Below are 24,191 nucleotides of genomic sequence, written 5' to 3'. Positions count from 1 at the left end.
AAAAATATAACTTTAATTTTGGTTGCTTATTACTTTTTAATCAATTCTATTTCAAAAAGTTTTCCCCAATTTTTACCGGTAACAAAAAGCCTTTTGTTTTCAGCATCATATGCAATTCCGTTTAAAACATCATCCTGTTCCTTTAATTTCTGGGTTTTTTCCATTTCTGCCTTTAAGCCTCTTAAATCTACAATACCTTCTACAACACCATTATCAGGATTAATAATTGCAATTAAAGGTTTTTGCCAATAATTGGCATATATTTTACCATCAATAAGCTCTAATTCATTTAATTGAGAAATACTCTGTTTATGATTGTATGCTTGTATAAAATGTTTTTCTTGTTGCGTTTCTTTGTCTAAAAACCAAATTTTGTTTGATCCATCAGATTTAATTAGTTCAGTTTCATTGTGTGTTAAACCCCAACCTTCTTTACTCTTATTATAAGCAAACTCTTTTTCTTGTTTAAAAGTTTCTAAATCGAACACAAAACCTTTTTTAGCTTGCCATGTTAACCAAATAATTTTACCATTAACAATAGTCATACCTTCACCAAAATACTTTTTATCTAAATCTACTTTCTGTAAAACATTACCAGTTTCAATTTCAACCTTTCTTAAAGTAGATTGACCATTACGTCCTGTAGTCTCATAAAGATAACCATTGTAATACTCTAAACCTTGTGTGTAGGCTTTTGTGTCATGAGGAAATGTATTAATTATTTTATAAGTATAGGCTTGGTATGGTTTGTCTGCAAAAACTTCAAAAGAGTTATTTGTTTTTTTAGAACCACCTTCAAAAAAAGTCAATGCAGAAACACTGTGTTTACCAACACCAAGATCTGTGGTATTTATAGTTACAGAATTTCCTTCTGATGAAACCTCCTTCCCGTTTACAAAAAATTGAATATTTTTTATTTCCTTGTCATTTTTTTCTTTTAGAGAAACCTTTATAGTTTGGTTTAAAGTTGTCTTCTTTGGTGTTTCTAATGAAAACGAATAATCATCAGAACAAGAAGTAGCCAAAAATATAAAGGCAAAAAAGGAAATTAAAATAGCTTTATTTTTCATTATGTGTATAAATTTCATGTGTATAAATTTCAATGTTTTAAAAAGTAAATATTCAAAAAAAGAGTCATAAAAAACAACTTTTGTACCTTAAAAGAACCTTAATTTTAAAGAAAGTTAGTTTAAGAGTAAATAAAAACAATTTATTTATTTGTTAATTAAAAAATATGGTTAAATTTGCATCCTCAAAATAGTAAAAAACAACTATTTAGAGAAACGAGAAAACTTTACCAATTTTCTCATGCAAACATAACATTAAAGTATTAAAATATAATAAAATGAAAAAAGGAATTCATCCAGAGAATTATAGAATGGTAGCATTTAAAGACATGTCTAACGAAGATGTATTTTTAACACGTTCTACAGTAGACACGAAAGAAACTTTAGAAGTGGATGGTGTTGAGTATCCTTTAGTAAAATTAGAGATTTCTAGAACATCTCACCCATTTTACACTGGTAAATCTAAACTTATTGATGCTGCAGGACGTATTGATAAATTTAAAAACAAATACGCAAAATTCAAAAAAGACTAATTCTTTTAGAATTTTCAACATATTTAAAACTCCAACATTCATTTGTTGGAGTTTTTCTTTTTTATGCCCACCTTGTTTTTAGTATCTCTTATTATTTTGGGCGTTACCTAAAGGTCGGGCTTTACACTATATCTTTTTTATCGTTCCTCAAAAAAAGGATGCCGTTTCAATCCCTAACGCAACTTATTTGCTAACTATTTTTAGTATTTCAACGGAATAGATTATTTTTAACTTTCTTTAAAAATTAAACTAGAAAATGAGGAATACAATACTTTTTATAATTATTTTAATTACCGTTTTATTTGGTGTTTTAGTCTATTTTATTCCGCAAACAGGAACTATAATTCTTTTATCAATTTCTGGCTTACTAACATTAATTGCAATTCACGACAGTTTACAAACCAAACATTCCTTATTAAGAGCATTTCCGTTAGTAGCACGTTTACGCTGGTTTTTTGAAGAAGAAAGAGATAAAATTCAGCAATATTTTATTGAAGACAATTTAAACGGAACACCAATTAATAGAGAAAAACGAAGTATTGTTTATCAAAGATCTAAACTACAGAAAGAAACAGTGCCTTTTGGTACTCAACACAATGTATATGCCAAAGGATATGAGTTTGTTAAACATTCTATGTTTCCAAAAGATCATCATCATATAAAAGGAGAAAGGATAGTTTTTGGTTCAGACAAGTGCACACAAAAATATGATGGATCTATTATAAATATTTCAGCAATGTCTTTTGGGTCATTAAGTAAAAATGCTATTAAAGCATTAAACCAAGGAGCAAAAATGGCAAATTTTGCACATAATACTGGTGAAGGTGGTATTTCTCCTTATCATTTACAAGGAGGAGATTTAATATTTCAAGTTGGGACTGGTTATTTTGGAGCCGGAAAATACGATGCAGAAGGAAAACGTGTTTTTGATGATGAAATATTTAAACAAAATGCCATTCGTCCAGAGGTAAAAATGATTGAAATTAAGTTTTCACAAGGCGCTAAACCTGGTCATGGTGGAATTTTACCAGCAAAGAAAAATACAGAAGAAATAGCCAAAATAAGGTCTGTTGTTCCATATACACAAGTAGATTCTCCTCCTGGACATTCGGCTTTTTTAAACTACGAAGAAATGATCTCTTTTATTCAAAAAGTTAGAGATTTATCTGGCGGAAAACCTGTGGGAATTAAATTTTGCGTTGGTAATAATGAAGAAATAGAAAGTATGATTAAGGCTTTTGCAACTGCAAATAATTATCCAGATTTTATTTCTGTAGATGGTGGAGAAGGTGGAACTGGTTCCGCACCAATGGAATTTACAAATTATATAGGTACACCGTTAATAGAAGGTTTGGTTTTTGTTAACAAGCTTTTACAGAAACATAAATTAAAAGATCAAATTAAAATTATTGCAAGCGGAAAAGCTATAGACGCTTTCGATATTGTTAGATATTTAGCTTTGGGAGCAGATGCAATTGGTATGGCTCGCAGTTTTATGTTAAGTTTAGGTTGCATACAAGCTAGAGAATGTAATTTAGATACTTGCCCTGTTGGTGTTGCAACTCAAGATCCAGACTTGGTAAAAGCATTAGTGGTAGAAAAGAAAAATGTACGCGTTAAAAATTATCATGATAAAACTGTACAAGCTGTAAAAGAAATGGTTGCTGCTATGGGTGAAGATTCTATTGAAAATGTGAAAGCAGCACATATTTTTAGACGTAGAAAAGATGAAGAAATTGTAAGTTTAGAAACTATTTATTATAACTAATTTATTTCTATAACAATATTATTTACACAACCTTGAAGGATAAAGAGAGTAAAAGAATAAAGAAACCATGGCCAACAAAAAAAGCGATGGAACAGATTTATGAGTTAAACCTTTGGGGAAATAATAATTCAGGTTTTTATTCAGGAGATGGCTCTCATAAGCCAGAAATAATAAATCCATATATAAATGTTGTAAAAGAGTTTCTAACTTCTTTAGATAAACCAATTATAGTTTGCGATTTAGGTTGTGGAGATTTTAATGTTGGTAAAGAGCTTGTAAAATATACCAAAAAATACGTAGCTGTAGATATTGTTTTTAATTTAATACTTCAAAATAAAGAAAAATTTACAGTAGAAAATTTAGAATTCCATTGTTTAGATATTGCAAAAGACAATTTGCCAAAAGGAGATTGTGCAATTGTTAGACAAGTGTTACAGCATTTATCCAATGTAGAAGTAGAAAACATTGTACATAAGCTGTCTAATTTTAAATATATTATACTAACCGAACATTTGCCAAATGAATCTTTTGAGCCGAATAAAGATATTATTTCTGGACAAGGAATTAGAATAAAAAAACAAAGTGGAGTTAATCTCTTAAAAGCACCATTTAATTTTAAAGTTAAAAAAGAAAAGCAATTATTATCTATTAAATTAGAAGATGATAAAGGTGTTATTGTAACGACTTTTTTTCAGGTTTATTGATAAATATAAGAGTTAGTAAATTATAGGTTTAAGAGTTTTTTAGAATTAGCGAACGTTAACACGTTTATTTAACGTTTTATAAACGTAGTTAAAGAAGTTCGTTTTTTTTGAGGAGAAAACCAATAGAATAAATACCCATTTACAAACCTTATAAAACCTAATTAATTCAATCAATTTAATTTTAAAGAACTCTATCTTTGCCGTATGCAATCTAAAGTCCTTTTTATTACACCACCTTTTACACAGTTAAATACTGCTTATCCTGCGTCAGCCTACATAAAAGGTTTTTTAGAAGAACAAGGTATTTCTGTTCCTCATTGCGATTTAAGTATAGAGTTATTTACAGCTATTTTTTCGAGCTCTTTTTTAAGAGATGTTTTTAAAGAAGCAGAAGATTTAGAAAATTACAACTTTCCAGAAGTTTCTAGAATGAAAAAATTATACATTTCTAGAGTAGATGTAGTAATTAGTTTTCTTCAGAAAAACGATATTGAAACTGCAAAAGAAATCTTAAAAGAAGGTTTTTTACCAAATGGACATAGGTTAAAACATGTAAATAACGAAATTAAATGGGAAGTTGGCGAAATAGGAATCATAGACAAAGCCAAACATTATGGAACACTTTTTATTGAAGAAATAGGCGATTTTATTCAAGCTAATGTAGATGAGTTTTTTGCATTTACAAAATATGCAGAGCAAATAGCAACAGCGGCAAGTAGTTTTGATGAATTGGATGAGTTGTTAACGTATCAGCCAACGTTAATAGAAGATGAAATGATGAACATTTTAGAAGCTCAAATTATAGAACATTCGCCAAATTTAATATGTTTTACAATCCCTTTTCCAGGAAATTTATTTTCAGCTTTACGGTGTTCTCAATTTATAAAACAATTTTTTCCAGGTATTTCTGTAGCTTTTGGTGGAGGCTATTGCAATACAGAACTACGTTCACTTTCCGATCCAAGAATTTTTGAATTTATAGATTTTATTTCTTTAGATGATGGAGAGGGGCCTTTGTTAAAAATAGTCAATTATATAAATGGAAATATTGATATAAATGAATTGGAAAGAACTTTTGTGTTAGAAAATAAGAAGGTAGTTTACAAGAACAAATTACCAAATACCATTTATCATCATAAAAATTTACCTGCGCCAAATTATTCTGGTTTGCCTTTTAATAAGTATGTTTCTTTTTTAGATGTAGTAAATCCAATGCACAGAATGTGGACAGATGCAAGGTGGAATAAATTAACAATTTCGCATGGATGTTATTGGAAACAATGCTCTTTTTGCGATGTTACTTTAGATTATATTGGTAATTACCAAAATACAACTGCTATAGATTTAGTAGATAAAATAGAAAAAATAATTAAAGATACTGGCATTACTGGTTTTCATTTTGTTGATGAAGCTGCGCCACCTAAAATGTTGCGAGCATTATCCAAAGAATTAATAAAACGTAATGTAAATATTACTTGGTGGACCAATATTAGGTTCGAAAAAACATTCGATTTTGAATTATGCGAAATTATGGCAAAATCTGGTTGCATTGCAGTAACTGGCGGATTAGAAGTTGCATCAGATAGATTATTGTCTAAAATGAAAAAAGGGGTTGACATTGAGCAGGTAACAAGAGTTACCAATAATTTTTCTCTAAATAAAATTATGGTTCATGCGTATTTAATGTATGGTTTTCCTACAGAGACCGAACAAGAAACTATAGACTCTTTAGAAGTTGTAAGGCAATTATTTGAAAAGAATTGCATTCAGTCTGCATATTGGCATCAATTTACAACCACAGTTCACAGTCCAATTGGAAAAAATCCAGATGAGTTTGGTATAGAAGTTACTGGTCCAGTTTTTAAAGGATTTGCACAAAACGATTTATACCACAGAGATCCACAAGGAGCAGATCACCCAAAATATACAAAAGGGTTAAATATAGCGTTAAACCAATATTTGAACAATACGGGTTATGACAAGGATTTACAAAATTGGTTCGATTTTCCGGTTTCTAAAACAAGTCACCCAAAAGAATTAATAGAAAGCTTTTTAGTTGAAGTAGTTCACTAAAAAAACCGTTTCTTTTTTCTGAAAAAAAATCAGCAAAAGAAACGGTTTCAAATACTTATTTGCAGATATTTTCTGCTACATGTAATCTTCTATTGGGTTACAAGAACATATTAAGTTTCTGTCTCCAAATGCATCATCTACTCTTCTAACCGAAGGCCAAAATTTATTGTCAGCAATATATTCTAAAGGAAAAGCAGCTTGTTTTCTTGTGTATGGTAAAGTCCATTCATCTGAAGTTAACATTTCTTGTGTATGAGGTGCATTTTTTAAAGGATTATTCTCATCCTCTTTAGATGCATTTTTAATTTCTTCGCGAATAGAAATCATGGCATCACAAAAACGGTCTAATTCTGCTAAAGATTCAGACTCTGTAGGTTCAATCATCATAGTTCCTCCAACTGGGAAAGAAACTGTTGGCGCGTGAAAACCATAATCCATTAAACGTTTTGCAATGTCAACTACTTCAATTCCGTTATTTTTAAAATCTCTACAATCAATAATCATTTCATGAGCAGCACGTCCTTTATCTCCAGTATATAAGGTATCATAATGTCCATTTAAACGTTCTTTAATATAGTTTGCATTTAAAATTGCATTTTTAGTAGAATTTGTCAATCCTCTAAAACCTAACATTGTAATATAACCGTAAGAAATTAAACAAGCTAAAGCAGAACCCCAAGGTGCGCCTGAAATTGCAGTAATTGCATGTTTTCCACCAGTTTTTACAATAGGATTCGTTGGTAAAAACGGAACTAATTGTGGAGCAACACAAATTGGTCCAACTCCAGGTCCTCCACCTCCATGTGGAATTGCAAATGTTTTATGCAAGTTTAAATGACAAACATCTGCGCCAATAGTTGCAGGGTTTGTTAAGCCAACTTGTGCGTTCATATTTGCGCCATCCATGTAAACTTGTCCGCCATTATCATGAATAATTTGCGTAATTTCTTTAATTTCTTTTTCGTAAACTCCGTGAGTTGATGGGTAAGTTACCATCAACGCAGCTAAATTATCTTTATGTAATTCTGCTTTTTCGCGTAAATCTGCAACATCAATATTTCCATTTTCGGCGGTTTTAGTTACAACAACTTTCATACCAGCCATTACAGCAGAAGCAGGGTTTGTTCCATGAGCAGATGCAGGAATCAAGCAAATGTTTCTATGAGAATCATTTCTTGATTGATGATATGCTCTAATAGTCATTAGGCCTGCAAACTCTCCTTGTGCACCAGAATTTGGTTGTAAAGATGTGCCAGCAAAACCAGTAATAATATTTAGTTGATGCTCTAATTTTTGTAAAACTTCTTGGTAACCTTGCGCCTGATTTAAAGGAACAAATGGGTGGATATTTCCCCATTGAGGATCACTTAAAGGTAACATTTCTGACGCGGCATTCAATTTCATTGTACATGATCCTAAAGATATCATAGAATGATTTAATGCTAAATCTTTACGCTCTAATTTTTTAATATAACGCATCATATCTGTTTCAGATTGGTACGTATTAAATATTTCGTTGTCAAGGAAAGAAGATTTCCTTACGACACTTTCAGAAATTACTTCAAAGTCTGAATGAAAAGGTTCTTGCGTTAAAATCTGACTAAAGCTTCCGCTAAAATCTTCGTTTAATGGATTCGGACGCTCTTTTAATTGACCAAAAATGGTAAATAACGTCATTAAATCTTTTTGAGTAGTAGCTTCGTTTATAGAAATAGAAACCAATTTATCAGAAACATAATTAAAGTTTACCTTAAAAGATTCGGCAACAGGTTTTAATCTCACAGCATCGATTTCAACTAATAAAGTATCAAAATAAGAGGAGTTTAATTGTTTAAAGCCAGCTTTATCTAAATAATCTGCAACTAATTTTGTTTTATTATGAACAGATTCTGCAATAAATTGAATTCCCTTTTTTCCATGATAAACAGCATACATTCCTGCCATAACCGCCAGTAAAACTTGCGCAGTACAAATGTTAGAAGTTGCTCTTTCTCTTTTAATATGTTGTTCTCTGGTCTGCAGTGCCATTCTTAAAGCACGCTTACCATTTGTATCTTTGGTAACACCAATAATTCTTCCAGGAATACTTCTTTTATAAGCTTCTTTAGTAGCAAAATAAGCAGCATGAGGTCCTCCATAACCTAATGGAATTCCAAAACGTTGTGTGGTTCCTACAACAACAGAAGCACCAAAATCTCCTGGTGCTTTTAACTTTACTAAAGATAAAATATCTGCAGCAACAGCTACTTTTATATCGTTGTTATTTGCTTTTGAAACAAAAGATTCATAGTCAAAAACCTGACCTAATTTTCCTGGATATTGTAAAATTGCACCGAAAAAGTCATCAGAAAAATCAAATTCTTCATGATTTCCAATAATAAGTTCAATTCCAATAGGAGTAGATCTGGTTTGTAATAAAGATAAAGTTTGCGGTAAAATTTCTTCAGAAACAAAAAACTTATTTGCACCAGCTTTCTTCTTTGAACGTTCTCTAACATCAAATAATAAAGCCATTGCTTCAGCAGCAGCTGTACTTTCATCTAAAAGAGAAGCGTTTGCCAATTCCATTCCTGTTAAATCACAAATCATAGTTTGGTAATTTAACAAAGCTTCTAATCTACCTTGTGCTATTTCTGCTTGGTAAGGCGTGTAAGCAGTATACCAACCTGGGTTTTCAAGAATGTTACGTTGAATTACACTTGGTACAATTGCTTCATGGTACCCTAAACCAATGTAACTTTTAAAAACTTTATTTTTTTCAGACAACTCTTTAATATGTCCTAAATATTCATATTCACTCATGGCAGGAGCCAAGTCTAAATCTTCTTTAAGAAGAATATTGTCAGGAACAGTTTCTGAAATTAATTGTTCTAAACTATCAGCTTTAATAGTTTGTAACATTTTTTTTTGTTCCTCTGTATTAGGACCAATGTGTCGAAGTTGAAACGAATTTGTATTCATTAAATTAGTTTTGTTATGACTAAATTTTACGTTAGATTTAGTTGTAATATTCGCAAAAAATCTGCTTGATTTTTCGAGTATCAAAAATAAGCAATTAAACAATTACTTTTTCCATAGAATATTCATAAAAAACACTTAATTATTAACTAATTTTAAAGGTTATGAACAGAAAACCTATTTTTGTATGATGAAGTATTTAAAATTAATTTTAGATTTTTATATAAATGCGAGCATTCATGTAGCTTTATCTGTATATGCTTTGGTAAGAATTACAGAATTTTATGTTGATATTTCTTTCAATGAAAATTTAGATTATTTCATTTTTTTTGGAACAATTACTGGTTATAATTTTGTGAAATATGCAGGTGTTGCAAAGTTGCATCACAAAAATTTAACAAACAGCTTAAAAGCAATTCAGATTTTCTCTTTTATATGTTTTATAGCTTTATGTTATTATGCCTATTTAATTCCGATTAAAACGCTACTTTTTGGAGTGCCTTTTACCTTGCTAACAGTTTTATATGCAGTCCCTTTTTTAAGTGGTTTTCACAAAAATTTACGTCAAGTTAGTTATTTAAAAATAATTGTAGTAGCCTTGGTTTGGGCAGGTTTTACAGTGTTATTTCCAGTTTTTGATGCAAATAAAACTGTTGATTTTAATTCAATATTACTTTCAATTCAACGTTTTTTAATTGTGATTGTTTTAATACTTCCCTTCGATATTAGAGATGTAAAATACGATGCAATTTCACTACAAACGATTCCGAAGAAAATAGGTGTTGAAAAAACAAAAAAGTTGGGTTTAATTTTAATGATTTTTGCATTGCTTTTAGAGTATTTAATTATGCCACAAATAGACACTAAAAATGCGTTTATGGCGTTCTTTTTTCTTGTATTAATATTCTTAATGAGAGCAAAAGTTAATCAATCTAAATATTATAGTTCTTTTTGGGTAGAAGCATTACCTGTTTTTTGGTGGCTCATTCTTTTGGGAATTCATAATTTTTAATGATATTTAAACAGTTTTTTACAGACTTTCATATTATTGATATCAAATAAAATAGATATCATAAAACTTTAAATTCCTTTTCTATTAACCCACTATATTTGTAGATTTACAGTCTATAAATCAATCAAGATTTTAAAGATGATTACCAATAAAAGAAACTATATTTTCGATTTTGACAGTACGTTAACTCGTGTTGAAGCATTAGATGTTTTAGCAGAAATAACGTTGAAAAATAATCCGAAGAAAGAAGAAATTATTCAAGAAATAATAGATATCACCAATTTAGGAATTGATGGCGAAATTTCTTTTACAGAATCTTTAGAGAGAAGAATTAAGTTGTTAAAAGCTAATAAAGCAGATTTGTCTTTGTTAGTAGAAGCTTTAAAAAAACAAGTTTCTTCTTCCATAGAAAGAAATAAAGAATTTTTTGAAGATTTTGCAGACGATATTTATGTAATTTCCTGTGGATTTAAGGAATTTATAGATCCAATTGTTAAGGAATACAACATTCCTTCAGAAAGAGTATATGCAAATACTTTTAAGTTTGCAGATGACGGAGAAATCGTTAGCTTTGATGAAGAAAATGTACTCTCTAAACACAATGGTAAAATTCAATGTTTAAAAGACATGAATTTAACTGGAGAAATACAAGTTATTGGTGATGGTTATAGCGATTATGTTACTCGTGAAGCTGGTGTAGCAGATAAGTTTTTTGCATACACAGAAAATGTTTCAAGACAAAAAACAACAGAAAATGCAGACCATATTGCACCAAATTTAGATGAATTTTTATACGTAAACGATTTGCCAAGAAATATATCATACCCAAAGAACAGAATTAAAATATTATTATTAGAAAACGTACATTCAGATGCTTTTAAGAAGTTGTCTACAGATGGTTTTTCAGTAGAAACGGTTTCTAAAAGTTTGTCTGAAGACGAATTGATAGAAAAAATAAAAGACGTGCATGTTTTAGGAATTCGTTCTAAAACAAACGTTACGCAAAAAGTTGTGGATGCAGCAGAAAAATTGATGGTGGTAAGTGCATTTTGTATCGGAACCAAACAAATCGATTTAGATGCATGTAAAGAAAAAGGAATTGTTGTTTTTAACGCACCTTATAGTAACACGCGTTCTGTGGTTGAGTTAGCAATTGGAGAAATCATTATGTTAATGCGTTCTGTTTTTCAAAGAAGTACAGAAATTCATAATGGTCAATGGAATAAAACAGCAGAAGGTTCTAGAGAAGTTCGTGGTAAAAAATTAGGTATTGTTGGTTATGGAAACATCGGAAAACAATTATCTGTTTTAGCAGAAGCTTTAGGAATGGATGTTTATTATTACGATGTAGAAGATAAATTATCTTTAGGAAATGCCACTAAAATGGACTCATTATCCGATTTATTATCAATTTCCGATGTTGTTACTTTACATGTAGATGATAATGCTGCCAACAAGAATTTCTTCGGAGAAAAAGAGATTTCTGAAATGAAAGATGGCGCACATTTAGTCAATTTAGCTAGAGGTTTTGTGGTAGATATTCCTGCATTGGTTGCTGCTTTAAAAAGCGGAAAATTAGCAGGTGCAGCTGTAGATGTATATCCAGAAGAACCAAGAAAAAACGGAGAATTTTATACAGAATTAAAAGGTTTGCCAAACGTAATTTTAACACCTCACGTTGGTGGAAGTACAGAGGAAGCGCAAAGAGATATTGCAGATTTTGTACCGAGTAAAATTATGGCATATATAAATTCAGGAAACACAGTAGATGCTGTAAATTTCCCAAACATTCGTTTACCAAGACAAACAAAAGCGCATCGTTTTTTACATATTCATAAAAACGTACCTGGAGTTATGGCGAAAATCAACAAGATTTTGGCAAAATACGATTTGAATATTACAGGTCAGTATTTATCTACAGACCCAAAAGTAGGTTATGTAATTACAGATTTGGACAAAGAATATAATACAGAGGTTTTAGACAAATTAAGAAAAGTAGAAGGTACAATTAAGTTTAGAGTTTTGTATTAGAAATGAGTATTCAGTTTACAGTCGCAGTTTTCAGTTGATTACTGTTTACTGCATTTGAAAATAAATATTTAGCCTTTCAATTTTTGTTGAAAGGCTTTTCTTTTTGAAGCTATTTCCAGCTTTCACTACTCGCTTTTTTTATTCAAAAAAGAATAAAAAAGAGCTCAAACAAACCGTTCAATCTGGGCTAAACTTGTTTGTTAACTTTTTGTAAAAACATAAGTGTAAAAAAGATTTAAAAGGTAATGTCTTTGCAATAATCTTATGGTTGATTTAGCCGACGTTAACATTGAATAAATAACCAACTAAAGCTGTTAATCCCATAGCAACTGTGCCCCAAAAAGTGATTCTTAAAATAGCTCTCTTAATACTTGATCCGCCAGTTTTTGCAGCCAATATTCCTAAAACTATAAGAAATAATAATGCTGATGCATAAAGTGAATATTCCATGCTTTTTAAAGGGACAAATAATGTCACTAAAAAAGGAAGTAAGCCTCCAACGGTAAATGCTGCACCTGAAGCAAGTGCAGCTTGAATCGGTTTAGCTTGACTTATTTCATTTATTCCTAATTCATCTCTAATGTGAGCTCCCAAAGCGTCTTTTTCTGTAAATTCTTTTGCAACAATTAAAGCAGTCTCTTTTTTAAGACCTCTTTTTTCATAAATTTCAGCCAAACGTTGCAATTCAATTTTTGGCATTTCCATTAATTCAATTTTTTCTCTTTCTATATCGGCATTTTCAACATCTGTTTGAGAACTTACGGAAACGTATTCTCCAGCAGCCATAGATAAAGCACCTGCAACTAAACCTGCTAAAGTTGCTAAAACAATTGGTTCTCTATAATTGCTTGCAGCTGCAACACCAATTGCTATACTTGCAGTTGATAAAATTCCATCATTAGCCCCAAGAACTGCAGCTCTTAACCAATTACTTTTGTGTATGTAATGATTATTTAGATAATTATCTAATTCCTCTGAATTTTCGTTCATTTACTGCTACTTTATTTAATAGTTTTAGACTATCACTATTTATATTCTTCCTTTAAATCTAAAATATGAATATCTTTTACCCCTAAGTAACGTTTACTTCCTAAATACCTGTTTTTATTCATTTCATCATAATTAGGTTGAGCAGCATCCATAGAACTCAAATGCACATTTCCAGAGGCATGTATAAATTCCATTTTGTTGTTTCCTAACCAAATGCCAACGTGTACAACTCTTTGTTTTTTCTTTTCTGTCGCTTTTGTTCCAAAAAACAATAAATCTCCTTTTTCTAAACCTTCAAAAGTTAAATTTTTATCTACAGATTTACCCGCATTTACTTGTTGAGAAGCATCTCTTGGAATTACAAAACCATTCATTAAATACACCATTTTTGTAAATCCGCTACAATCAATTCCTTTAGAAGAAGTTCCACCCCATAAATAAGGAAAACCATCCATTTTTTTAGCAATTGTTTCAATCTTTTCTTTTGAAGGTTGCAGTTTTTGTAACCATTGGTCATAGATAATAGACTCGCTTTTTTTAATAAAACCAGTTCTATTATCTGGGTATTTTACTTCGTAAAAAGAAGCGTCCTCAGATAGGTATTTTAAAATTCCACCCAAAGTTATGTCAGAAACAATATTAGAATTTGAGTTTCTTTTCGAATACACATAGCCAAAATTTTGCGTAAAAAGCACTTTTTTAGAGGTATTCCAATTATCATATTCGCCTTTATTCATTCTATAAATTCCACCTTTATCCACCCATGAAATATATCTATCTGGAGTTTGAATTCTATAAAAATCACCTTGTTTATCTAAAACTTTTAAAGGCATTCCTAACAAACCCTGTGTACCTAATTCCGCAGAATGTTTAGGTTCTGAACGAATATTAATTACAGAGTTTCTAGCAACAGCAAACATTTTGTTTCCTAAAACGGTGTCTGGTAAAATTCGTACTTTATTAATTACTTCAACATCTAAAATCTTTAAGCTATCTATTAATTTAAGATAGGCTTCTTTGGAGTCAGTTTCACCTTCAATAAAAATTTTACCATCCAAACTATTAAAATCAATGGTATAAATGGCAGTTCTTTTGTCTGGTGCGTATTGTTCTTTTATTCCCTCGTTAACGCCTTTTAGTCCAGAGATTAATAAAGAGTTATTGTTGCAAGAAATAAAAATAATAGAGGCAATAAGAAGACAGATTTTAACTAATTTCATTGATAATTTTTTACAAATTGATAAAAAATAAAGGTAGTAATTTATTCATTTAAATTTAATTCTAAATTTAGATTGTTTTATATTTGAAGACACTCATTTTTTTAGTTGATGAAATATCAGAATAATTTAGCATTTGCAAAACAGCAAGACAAAGAAGATACATTATCTCATTTACGAAATCGATTTCATATTCCGAAAGATAAGTCAGGAAAAGTATGGCTTTATTTTACGGGGAATTCTTTAGGTTTACAACCAAAATCAACCAAAGAATATATCAATCAAGAATTAGAAGATTGGGCAAGTTTAGGAGTTGAGGGGCATTTTGAAGCAAAAAATCCGTGGTTGAATTATCACGAATATTTAACCGATAAAATGGCAAAAATAGTTGGTGCAAAATCAGTAGAGGTAGTTGTAATGAACACGCTTACTACAAATTTACATTTGCTAATGGTTTCGTTTTACAAACCAACAAAACAGAAATATAAAATTGTTATAGAAAGTGATGCTTTTCCTTCTGATAGGTATGCAGTACAATCTCAATTAAAATTTCATGGTTTTTCTGAAGATGATGTTATCGAATGGAAACCAAGGGAAGGTCAAGAACTTTTACATATTGAAGATTTAGAAACTATTGTTGAAGAACAAGGAGATGAAATCGCTTTATTATTAATTGGAGGCGTAAATTATTATACAGGCCAGTTTTTAGATTTGAAAAGAATCGCAGAAATCGGACATTCAAAAAATTGTGTAGTTGGAATCGATTTGGCTCATGGAGCAGGAAATATTCAACCTAATTTACACGAATCTGGAGTAGATTTTGCAGCTTGGTGTACTTACAAATATTTAAATTCTGGACCAGGAAGTTTGGCAGGATTATTTGTGCATGAAAAACATGCTAAAAATAAAGAGTTACCACGTTTTGCAGGTTGGTGGAATCACAATAAACAAACACGTTTTAACATGCGACAACCATTTGATGTGATGGAAGGTGCAGAAGGTTGGCAATTATCGAATCCGCCAATATTATCTATGGCAGCCATAAAAGCGTCTTTAGATATGTTTGACGAAATTGGAATGGATGCTTTAAGAGAAAAATCAGAAAAACTAACAGGTTATTTCGAGTTTTTAATAAATGAAATTGGTTCAAATGATATTAAAATAATCACACCAAAAAATCCAAAAGAAAGAGGTTGCCAGTTATCCATTCAAGTTAAAAATGCCGATAAAAATTTACATAAAAAATTAATGGAAAAACACGTAATTACAGATTGGCGAGAACCAGATGTAATTCGTTGTGCACCAGTTCCAATGTATACTTCGTTTGAAGATGTTTATGAAATGGTTTCAATTTTAAAAGGATTGGTATAAATGAATAAAAAAGATAAAATATTAATTATTGGAGCAGGATTATGTGGCTCACTATTAGCTTTAAGACTCGCACAAAGAGGTTATAAAGTTGAGGTGTATGAAAGCAGACCAGATTTAAGAACTGTAGATATTTCAGCAGGGCGTTCAATAAATTTAGCATTGTCAGACAGAGGTTTAAAAGCCTTGCGTTTATGTGGAATGGAAGAAAAAGCCAGAGAAATTTGTATTCCAATGTATGGCAGATTAATGCACGATAGAGGAGGAAATACGTTTTCTTCCAATTATTCTGGGAGAGAAAATGAATATATCAATTCAATTTCCAGAGGAGATTTGAATGCTATTTTATTAGATGAAGCAGAAAAGCACGAAAATGTAACGATTTATTTCAATAAAAAATGCAAAAAAGTAGATATAGAAAAAAACATCGCATATTTTAAAGACTACAATACCAAAGAAGAATTTCCAGTAATTGCAGATGTTATTTTCGGAGCAGATGGCGCAGGTTCATCGTTAAGAAAAAGCTATATTTCTGAACGTAAATTTTTATTCAGTTATTCTCAAAATTACCTAAATCAAGGTTATAAAGAATTAGAAATTCCAGCAGATAAAAGTGGAAATCATCAAATAAGCAAAGCACATTTACACATTTGGCCAAGAGGCGATTTTATGTTAATTGCACTTCCAAATATGGATGGAAGTTTTACTGTAACTTTATTTTTAAGTTATGACGAAGGTGAATTTAATTTCGAGAATTTAACTTCCGAAGAAAAGATTACAGAATTTTTCGAGAAAGAATTTCCAGATGCTTTGGCGTTAATTCCTAATATTAAAGAAGAATTTATCAATAATCCAACAGGAGCTTTAGGAACCGTAAAATGTTCTCCTTGGTTTTATCAAAATAAAACATTGTTAATTGGTGATGCTTCACACGCAATTGTCCCTTTTTACGGACAAGGAATGAACGCTTCTTTCGAAGATGTTTTTGTGTTAGATGAAATCCTTTGTCATTTCGAGCGCAGTCGAGAAATCTTTGATTGGAAATCTATTTTTAAGGCCTATCAAAAAGCAAGAAAAGACGACACAGACGCCATTGCAGATTTAGCGATTGATAATTTTCATGAGATGAAAAACCACGTTGCAAATCCGTTATTTAAAGAAAAAAGAAAGATAGAAATGGATTTGGAAAAAACGTTTCCAACTGAATATTCATCTAAATATTCTTTAGTGACTTTCAACGAAAATATTGGTTATAATGAAGCCATGAAAAAAGGTAGAGCTCAAGACAAAGCGTTGTTGAATTTAATTTCTGGCGACGAAGTTCATACACATTTAGATATGACAAAAGAAGAATTGAAAGTCATTTTAGATAAAGTAACTAAAGAAACAAACGATATTTTACAAGAAGATAAAATTGCAGGATTGTAGATGAAAAAATATATCGTTTTACTTCGTGGAATAAATGTGTCAGGAAAAAACAAAATTCCGATGGCAGGTTTACGAGAATTATTAAGTGATTTAGATTTTAAAAATGTGCAAACATATATTCAAAGTGGAAATATTATTTTAGAATCAGATGAAGGTAAATCTGTAATTTGTAATAAAATTAAAGACGGAATTCAAAGCAAATTTGGTTTTGATGTTCCTGTAATTGCAAGAACAATCCCAGATTGGAAAAAAGCAATCGCTAATTATCCTTTTTCGATGGATAACACTAAAATTGTTGCGTTTGTTTTCTTAAACAAAAAAGTATACGAAACAAAAGTTGATGTAAAAGGTATTAATGATGATAAATATTTAATCGATAAGGATATGGTTTATATTTATTGTCCCTCAGGATTTGCGAAAACAAAACTTTCTAATAATTTATTTGAAAGAAAATTGAATGTAACAGCAACCACAAGGAATTATAATACAGCATTAAAATTACTAGAGTTAGCAAAATAAAAAGATGTACACAATTATTGGCGCAGGAATTGGAGGACTTACAACAGCATTGGCTTTTGAGAAAAAAGGTATTCCGTATCAAGTCTTTGAAAAAGCACCGGAATTAAATGAAGTTGGTGCAGGAATCTGGTTAGCTCCAAACGCATTGCAAGTTTTAGAGAGTTTAAATATTTTAGAAGAGGTAAAAAAGAATGGTAATGCTATAAATAGAATTACAATAGGAAAATCAGATCTATCTCCATTGTCAGATATTCAGCAAGATATATTTAAAGACAAATTTGGTTTTACAACCGTTTCTATTCATAGAGCTGCACTTCAAAAATTACTATTTCATAAAATACCGAAAGATAAAATCACTTTAAATAAAGGTTTTCAATCTTATAAAGAATTAAATTCAGAAAAAATAGAAGTTACTTTTAACGATAATTCAAAAATAGAAACCAATTTTTTAATTGGTGCAGATGGCATAAATTCTAAAGTTAGAAATCAACTTTTTCCAAATAGTAGTAAAAGATATTCTGGTCAGACTTGTTGGCGAGGTATTGTAGATTTTAAGTTAGAAGAAAAATATGCTCACAGAGGTTTTGAGTTGTGGGGAAATCAAATTCGATTTGGAATTTCTGAAGTTGCTAAAGATAAGGTTTATTGGTTTGCAGTAGTTTTAGCTGAAGAAAATAGTAAAGAAGATACCAGTAAAGTAAAAGAAAAATTACTGAATTTATTTTCGGACTTTGATCCATTAATAGTAGAGTTAATTTCGGAAACACCTATACAACAAATCTTAAAAAATGATATTAACGATTTAAAACCATTATCCAGTTGGTATAAAGGAAATATTTGTTTAATTGGAGATGCAGGTCATGCTACAACACCAAATATGGGGCAAGGAGGTGCACAAGCAATAGAGGATGCTTATTATTTAAGTAATTTAATTAAAGAATATTCAGGTAAAAACGTATTTAAATTATTTCAAGAAAGAAGACAAAAAAAAGTAAATACAGTTGTAAATCAATCTTGGAGTACTGGTAAAATAGCACATTGGAAATATGGAAAAAGTTTTCGAAATTTAGTGTTACAAAATATGCCAAAAAAGATATTAGAAAAAAAGATGTTTGAAATGTATCACATAGATAAATTTTAGAATTAATTTTAAAAAAAATAAATGTCAGAAAAAAAAGTAACACCAAGAGGCGCTTATCCACATGTAAAAGTTGTGGGCGATTTTATTTTTGTTTCAGGAACAAGTTCAAGAAGACCAGATAACACAATTGCAGGAGTTGTAATTATTGATGAAATGGGAACAAAAAAATTAGATTCTTATTTACAAACAAAAGCAGTTTTAGAAAATATAGACTGTAATTTAAAAACGGTTGGTGCAAGTATAAAAGATGTTGTAGATGTTTCCTCTTTTTTAGTCAATATGAATGATTTTGCGGGTTACAATAAAGCGTACGCAGAATTTTTCGATAAAGAAGCTGGGCCAACAAGAACAACTGTTGCAGTGCATCAGTTACCACATCCAGATTTGGTAGTAGAGATTAAAGTAACGGCTTATAAGAAGCGATAGATGTATAAATTAAAAACAAGTATCAATATAAGAAAGTTAGCTTTTTGTTTTTTAATAATTAGCTTTTACTCTTGTAAACCAAAAACTACGCTTCCTGATCCTTTAGAAGCAGGCTGGAAAGGAAAAAAGGTTTGTGAAGTTTTGCAAGATAATGCAGAGTTAAGAGTGTTAAAATGTACGTTTGCTCCTGGAGTTGGTCATGAGGAACATTACCATAAAAAACATTTTGGTTATACGCTTGTTGGAAGTAAGTTTAAAATAAAAGACGTTAAAGGAGTAAGAGAGGTTGATGTACCAACAGGGTATAGTTTTTCAAATGAAGAAAGAACATCGCACGAAGTGTTAAATATTGGTAATGAAACTGCCGTATTTTTAATTATTGAACCTAAATAGATTTAAATATATATATTGAAAATCCAAAACTACATCAACGGAAAATTTGAAGATCCAATAAAGGGAGAATATATTGATAACTACAATCCATCAATAGGAGAAATCTACGGACAAATTCCAAATTCTTCAAAAGAAGATGTAGAAAAAGCAGTTGAAGCAGCAGAAAAAGCTTTTCCAAATTGGTCTAACACAACATTAGCAACAAGAAGTAAAATCTTGTCTAAAATTGCTGAATTAATAAAAGAAAAATTACATTTTTTAGCGGAAGCAGAATCGAAAGATAATGGAAAGCCAATCAGTTTGGCAAAAGCAGTTGACATTCCAAGAGCTGCAAGTAATTTTCAGTTCTTCGCAAATGCAATAACGCAGTTTTCATCCGAAAGCCACGAAAGTGTGGGTTTGAATGCTGTTAATTTTACATTACGTCAACCACTTGGAGTTGTAGGTTGTATTTCTCCATGGAATTTACCTTTGTATTTATTTACTTGGAAAATTGCTCCTGCAATTGCATCAGGAAATTGTGTCGTTGCAAAACCAAGTGAAATTACACCAATGACAGCTTATTTATTAGGTGAAATTTGTACAGAAGCTGGCCTCCCAAAAGGTGTTTTAAATGTTGTCCACGGATTAGGAACTTCAACAGGACAAGCAATTGTAGAGCATCCAAACATAAAAGCAATTTCATTTACTGGTGGCACAAAAACAGGAGCACATATTGCCAGAATTGCAGCGCCATTGTTTAAAAAGTTATCTTTAGAATTAGGAGGGAAAAACCCAAACATCATTTTTGCAGATTGCGATTATGAGAAGATGTTAGAAACCACAGTACGTTCTTCGTTTGCGAATCAAGGTCAAATTTGTTTATGTGGAAGTAGAATTTTAGTAGAAGAAAAAATCTACGAGAAATTCAAAACTGATTTTATTAAAAAAGTCTCTGAATTAAAAGTTGGAAATCCATCAGAAGAAAGCACAAATATTGGAGCATTAGTTTCTAAAGAACATTTAGAAAAAGTAAAAAGTTATATTAATATTGCTGAAGAAGAAAACGCAAAAATTCTTTTTGGAGGTGACAGAGTCACAGTCAAGAATTGCGAAAACGGTTATTATTTACAACCCACAATTATAGAAGTTTCAGACAATAATTGCAGACTGAATCAAGAAGAAATATTTGGGCCAGTTGTAACCATTATGTCATTTAAAACTGATGAAGAGGCATTGCAATTAGCAAATGATGTAAAATACGGATTATCAGCAACTTTATGGACGAATAATTTAAACAGAACCATGCAATTTTCTAAACAATTACACACAGGAATTGTTTGGGTAAATACGTGGATGTTACGTGATTTAAGAACTGCATTTGGTGGCGCAAAAGATAGTGGAGTAGGAAGAGAAGGAGGTTTTGAAGCGTTGCGTTTCTTTACAGAGCCAAAGAATATATGTATACAGTATGAATAAAGAAATACGAGAAAAAATAATAGAAGTTTGTAACGAGAAAATCGCTAAAAAAGGAGAAAACGTAGGCTTGTCTTTTTATGCATTTTTCAAAAACAAAAATGATAACCCAAAGTTATTATTGGAAGTTGCAACTTGGTGGATTGAATCCCATAAATTAGATCATTTCGAAAAAGCGGTTAAGATTAAGAAAATGATTACAGAAAATAAATAAGAATCAAGAAGAAAGAGTCAAGAGAAAAGACGAGTAAGTCTCTTTTCTTGTTTCTTAATTCTAAAATCTATACAATGAATTTAGAACTAAAAAACAAAAACGCTTTAGTTTGCGGAAGCACACAAGGAATTGGAAAAGCGACAGCATTATTATTGGCAGAAGAAGGAGCTAATGTTACTTTACTTGCCAGAAATAAAGAAAAGTTACAATCAGTTTTAAAAGAATTATCAAATAACGGAAACCAGAATCACAATTATTTAATTGCAGATTTTTCGAAACCAAATGAACTGAAACAAGTTTTAGAGAAGTCAGAATTACAGTTCCATGTTTTGATAAACAATACTGGAGGTCCAGCTGGAGGTCCAATATTTAATGCAAAAATAGAAGAATTTGAAAGCGCTTTTACGCAACATTTAAAATGCAATCATATTTTGGTACAAGCAATTGTTCCGTTTATGAAAACACAAAATTTTGGTAGAATTGTAAATGTAATTTCAACATCTGTAAAACAACCTTTAGATGGTTTGGGCGTTTCAAATACTATTCGTGGCGCAGTTGCAAGTTGGTCTAAAACCTTGGCAAATGAGTTGGGCGAATTCGGCATTACAGTAAATAATGTTTTGCCAGGAGCCACAGGAACAGAGCGTTTAAATGAAATTATTAAAAATAAAGCAAACAAAACAGGAAACTCAATTGAAGAAGTTTCTAAAAATATGATGAATGCTTCCCCAGCAAAACGTTTTGCAAAACCAGAGGAAATTGCCAATGCAATTGTGTTTTTAACAAGTGAAAAAGCCAGTTTTATCAACGGAATTAACGTCCCTGTAGATGGTGGAAGAACAAAATCTTTGTAGTTTTTTTAGAAGCTATTTCCTGCTTTCACTACTCGCTTTTTTTCTGAAAAAGAAAAAAGAGCTCAAACAAACCGTTCAATCAGGGCTAAACTTGTTTGCAGAATTTAGTAATTAAAAGCAAACAAAAAGAGATTTTAAAAAGACATTAAAAATCAGTAATTTTAAAGTCAAACAATCAAAACATCCAATAATCTAAAAATCAATAAAATGAATTTAGTACAACCTTTAAATTTTAAAAAGTGGATTGATGAACATCGTCATTTATTAAAACCGCCAGTTGGTAACAAGCAAGTTTGGGATAATGGCGAATACATTGTCATGGTTGTTGGTGGACCAAATAACAGAAAAGATTATCATTATAACGAAACTCCAGAATTTTTCTATCAAGTAGAAGGAGACATGATTTTAAAAATCATAGACGATAAAGGAGAAATGATTGATGTAGAAATTAACGAAGGAGATATTTATTTACTGCCAGGAAAAGTGCCACATTCGCCACAAAGAAAAGAAAATACAGTTGGTTTGGTAATTGAATATCCACGTTCAGAAGGAATGTTAGATGCTTTAGAATGGTATTGCGAAAATTGTGGAAATCCATTATACAGAGAAGAATTTGCATTAGATAACATAGAAACAGACATGCCAGTTATTTTCGACAAATATTATTCCGACAAACAAAAATGTACTTGCGACAATTGTGGAACAGTAATGCAACCACCAAATAAAGTTAAATAGCTTGTCATTCCTGTCTTTCGACTATCGCTCAAGATAAACTCTGGCAGGAATCCATAATATATTCTAATCAGTAATAATAAGAATTCTATTTTTAAGGAATTACAGAAATTATGACACGAAGAAAACTACGAATAAACGGACATTCACATTTATTGCCTTACCCAGAGCAAATTCCTCAATTTATGAAGGATAAAGAAATTTTTTGGGTAGATGATGAGCGTAAGCATATGTTACAAAAAGGTTGGAAAAGACCTGTAACAGATTCCAGTTTTTTCTTGGATGAGAAGCTTCTTTGGATGGAGAAAAACAAGTTAGATCACGCAGTTGTTTTAAATCTTTCTCAATTATATGGAAATGGTTTGCGTTTGGAAGAAATGAAAAAAGCGTTGCGTTTTCAGAATGATTTTAATGCAAAAGTTCAGCGAGATCATCCAGATAAGTTTACCTGTGGTTTTGTAGTGCACCCAGGTTTTATTTATGGAGCGTTAGACGAAATGAAACGTTGTGTAGAAGAATTGGGCTTAAAAGTTTTGTGTTTGCCAACGCATTTTATGGATTCAATTGGACAGTGGAGATGTGTTTTTGATGAAGAAAACGATCGAATTTTCGAATTGGCAGATAAATACAAATTAGCGATTGAAATTCATCCTTATGATGGAGATAAAATGATAAAATTAGAAAATACCAATTGGCGTTTTCACTTAATTTGGATGCTAGCACAATGTGGAGATGCATATCATTTTTATACTTTAAACGGAATGCAAGAGCGATTTAAAAACATTAGAACTTGTTTTGCACATGGAGGTCAATTAGCACAAATGAATTTGGGAAGAAGAATACAAGGTTTTGATGGAAGACCCGATTTATTTGAAGGAAAAACACATCCAAGAAAAGCAATTGGACATAAAAATATCTTTTTTGATACGTTAGTTCACGATACAGATTCTTTGCATTTAATGTTTAAAAGACAAGGAACAAGTCAGGTTTTAATGGGTTTGGATGATCCTTATCCTTTAGGAGAAATGGAAAGTGATGCACAATCTTCTTATCCTGGAAAAATTTTAGATTTAGCAATTGAAAGAAATATTATTACTGAAGTTGAAAAAGGGCAAATCTGGGAAGATAACGTTTTACAATGGTTGTTTGGTGATGATGAAAAAGCGAAACAAGATTTGGTTAATAAGATTTTAAAAGTATAAATGTCATTTCGACCTTGTGGAGTAATCTTTTAGTTTTAATAAAGAGATTTCTAAACTTTACTGTGTTTCGTTCGAAATGACAATTGTTAAAGTAGGCAGTCTTCAG

The 24,191-nt window shown here is 30.8% G+C and carries 21 protein-coding genes; 17 read left to right on the top strand and 4 right to left on the bottom strand.

All coding sequences use genetic code 11. The features are described 5' to 3' along the window. Positions 1-29: 29 nt before the first annotated feature. Positions 30-1,088 (bottom strand): glutaminyl-peptide cyclotransferase, encoded by a 1,059-nt coding sequence (locus H9W90_RS08235; protein ID WP_254712460.1) that lies wholly within the window; start codon positions 1,086-1,088, stop codon positions 30-32. 257 nt (positions 1,089-1,345) lie between these two features. On the opposite strand from H9W90_RS08235, the gene H9W90_RS08230 reads away from it, so the two are divergent. The 4 genes from H9W90_RS08230 (at position 1,346) to H9W90_RS08215 (ending at position 6,145) form a co-directional block, all read left to right on the top strand. Then, a complete protein-coding gene (locus tag H9W90_RS08230; RefSeq protein WP_026777064.1) occupies positions 1,346-1,600 on the top strand; it encodes a type B 50S ribosomal protein L31 in 255 nt (84 codons plus the stop codon). 256 nt (positions 1,601-1,856) lie between these two features. After that, positions 1,857-3,368, top strand: a complete 1,512-nt coding sequence (locus tag H9W90_RS08225; protein WP_187481153.1) for an FMN-binding glutamate synthase family protein — start codon at positions 1,857-1,859, stop codon at positions 3,366-3,368. Between the two features lie 86 nt (positions 3,369-3,454). Beyond that, positions 3,455-4,072, top strand: a complete 618-nt coding sequence (locus H9W90_RS08220) for a methyltransferase domain-containing protein (protein WP_187481152.1) — start codon at positions 3,455-3,457, stop codon at positions 4,070-4,072. Between the two features lie 204 nt (positions 4,073-4,276). Continuing rightward, a complete protein-coding gene (locus H9W90_RS08215; protein WP_187481151.1) occupies positions 4,277-6,145 on the top strand; it encodes a B12-binding domain-containing radical SAM protein in 1,869 nt (622 codons plus the stop codon). A gap of 75 nt (positions 6,146-6,220) precedes the next feature. Here the strand turns inward: H9W90_RS08215 and gcvP are convergent, their stop codons facing one another. Continuing rightward, positions 6,221-9,106 (bottom strand): aminomethyl-transferring glycine dehydrogenase, encoded by a 2,886-nt coding sequence (gene gcvP / locus H9W90_RS08210; RefSeq protein ID WP_187481150.1) that lies wholly within the window; start codon positions 9,104-9,106, stop codon positions 6,221-6,223. 184 nt (positions 9,107-9,290) lie between these two features. On the opposite strand from gcvP, the gene H9W90_RS08205 reads away from it, so the two are divergent. Further along, positions 9,291-10,115: a UbiA prenyltransferase family protein gene (locus H9W90_RS08205; RefSeq protein ID WP_254712459.1), complete on the top strand. Its 825-nt coding sequence runs from the start codon at positions 9,291-9,293 to the stop codon at positions 10,113-10,115. 138 nt (positions 10,116-10,253) lie between these two features. Then, positions 10,254-12,146, top strand: coding sequence for a phosphoglycerate dehydrogenase (serA, locus tag H9W90_RS08200; RefSeq protein WP_187481149.1), 1,893 nt, complete (start codon positions 10,254-10,256; stop codon positions 12,144-12,146). Positions 12,147-12,419: 273 nt separating this feature from the next. On the opposite strand, the gene H9W90_RS08195 is transcribed toward serA, so the two are convergent. After that, the gene (locus H9W90_RS08195; protein WP_187481148.1) at positions 12,420-13,136 is read right to left on the bottom strand and encodes a VIT1/CCC1 transporter family protein; all 717 of its coding nucleotides are present in this window, start codon (positions 13,134-13,136) and stop codon (positions 12,420-12,422) included. Positions 13,137-13,171: 35 nt separating this feature from the next. Beyond that, positions 13,172-14,356: a C40 family peptidase gene (locus tag H9W90_RS08190; protein ID WP_187481147.1), complete on the bottom strand. Its 1,185-nt coding sequence runs from the start codon at positions 14,354-14,356 to the stop codon at positions 13,172-13,174. A 108-nt stretch (positions 14,357-14,464) separates the two neighbouring features. Between H9W90_RS08190 and kynU the strand changes: the two genes are divergently transcribed. The 11 genes from kynU to H9W90_RS08135 all read left to right on the top strand — a co-directional run bounded on the left by kynU (position 14,465) and on the right by H9W90_RS08135 (position 24,085). Continuing rightward, a complete protein-coding gene (gene kynU, locus H9W90_RS08185; RefSeq protein ID WP_187481146.1) occupies positions 14,465-15,724 on the top strand; it encodes a kynureninase in 1,260 nt (419 codons plus the stop codon). Continuing rightward, positions 15,725-17,149, top strand: a complete 1,425-nt coding sequence (locus H9W90_RS08180; protein WP_187481145.1) for an FAD-dependent oxidoreductase — start codon at positions 15,725-15,727, stop codon at positions 17,147-17,149. Further along, a complete protein-coding gene (locus H9W90_RS08175) occupies positions 17,150-17,668 on the top strand; it encodes a DUF1697 domain-containing protein (protein WP_187481144.1) in 519 nt (172 codons plus the stop codon). It abuts the gene before it with no gap. A gap of 4 nt (positions 17,669-17,672) precedes the next feature. Then, positions 17,673-18,809 (top strand): FAD-dependent monooxygenase, encoded by a 1,137-nt coding sequence (locus tag H9W90_RS08170; protein WP_187481143.1) that lies wholly within the window; start codon positions 17,673-17,675, stop codon positions 18,807-18,809. A 21-nt stretch (positions 18,810-18,830) separates the two neighbouring features. Further along, positions 18,831-19,235 (top strand): RidA family protein, encoded by a 405-nt coding sequence (locus H9W90_RS08165; protein ID WP_187481142.1) that lies wholly within the window; start codon positions 18,831-18,833, stop codon positions 19,233-19,235. Continuing rightward, positions 19,236-19,628, top strand: coding sequence for a cupin domain-containing protein (locus H9W90_RS08160; RefSeq protein ID WP_187481141.1), 393 nt, complete (start codon positions 19,236-19,238; stop codon positions 19,626-19,628). It abuts the gene before it with no gap. A 15-nt stretch (positions 19,629-19,643) separates the two neighbouring features. After that, entirely contained in the window at positions 19,644-21,086 is a 1,443-nt protein-coding gene (locus H9W90_RS08155) for an aldehyde dehydrogenase (protein ID WP_187481140.1), read from the top strand. Further along, positions 21,079-21,297, top strand: coding sequence for a DUF6500 family protein (locus H9W90_RS08150; protein ID WP_187481139.1), 219 nt, complete (start codon positions 21,079-21,081; stop codon positions 21,295-21,297). Before H9W90_RS08155 ends, H9W90_RS08150 begins: the two co-directional genes overlap by 8 nt. A 74-nt stretch (positions 21,298-21,371) precedes the next feature. Next, a complete protein-coding gene (locus H9W90_RS08145) occupies positions 21,372-22,151 on the top strand; it encodes an SDR family oxidoreductase (protein WP_187481138.1) in 780 nt (259 codons plus the stop codon). Between the two features lie 207 nt (positions 22,152-22,358). After that, on the top strand, positions 22,359-22,886 hold the full coding sequence (locus tag H9W90_RS08140) for a 3-hydroxyanthranilate 3,4-dioxygenase (protein ID WP_187481137.1): 528 nt from the start codon (positions 22,359-22,361) through the stop codon (positions 22,884-22,886). A 110-nt stretch (positions 22,887-22,996) separates the two neighbouring features. Continuing rightward, positions 22,997-24,085: an amidohydrolase family protein gene (locus H9W90_RS08135; protein ID WP_187481136.1), complete on the top strand. Its 1,089-nt coding sequence runs from the start codon at positions 22,997-22,999 to the stop codon at positions 24,083-24,085. The last annotated feature ends 106 nt before the right edge of the window (positions 24,086-24,191 follow it).

Source organism: Polaribacter pectinis (assembly GCF_014352875.1).
In the GTDB taxonomy this organism is placed as follows: Bacteria; Bacteroidota; Bacteroidia; order Flavobacteriales; family Flavobacteriaceae; genus Polaribacter; species Polaribacter pectinis.
Note: the sequence above shows the minus strand (reverse complement) of the source record. Positions and strands in the feature narration are given on the sequence as shown.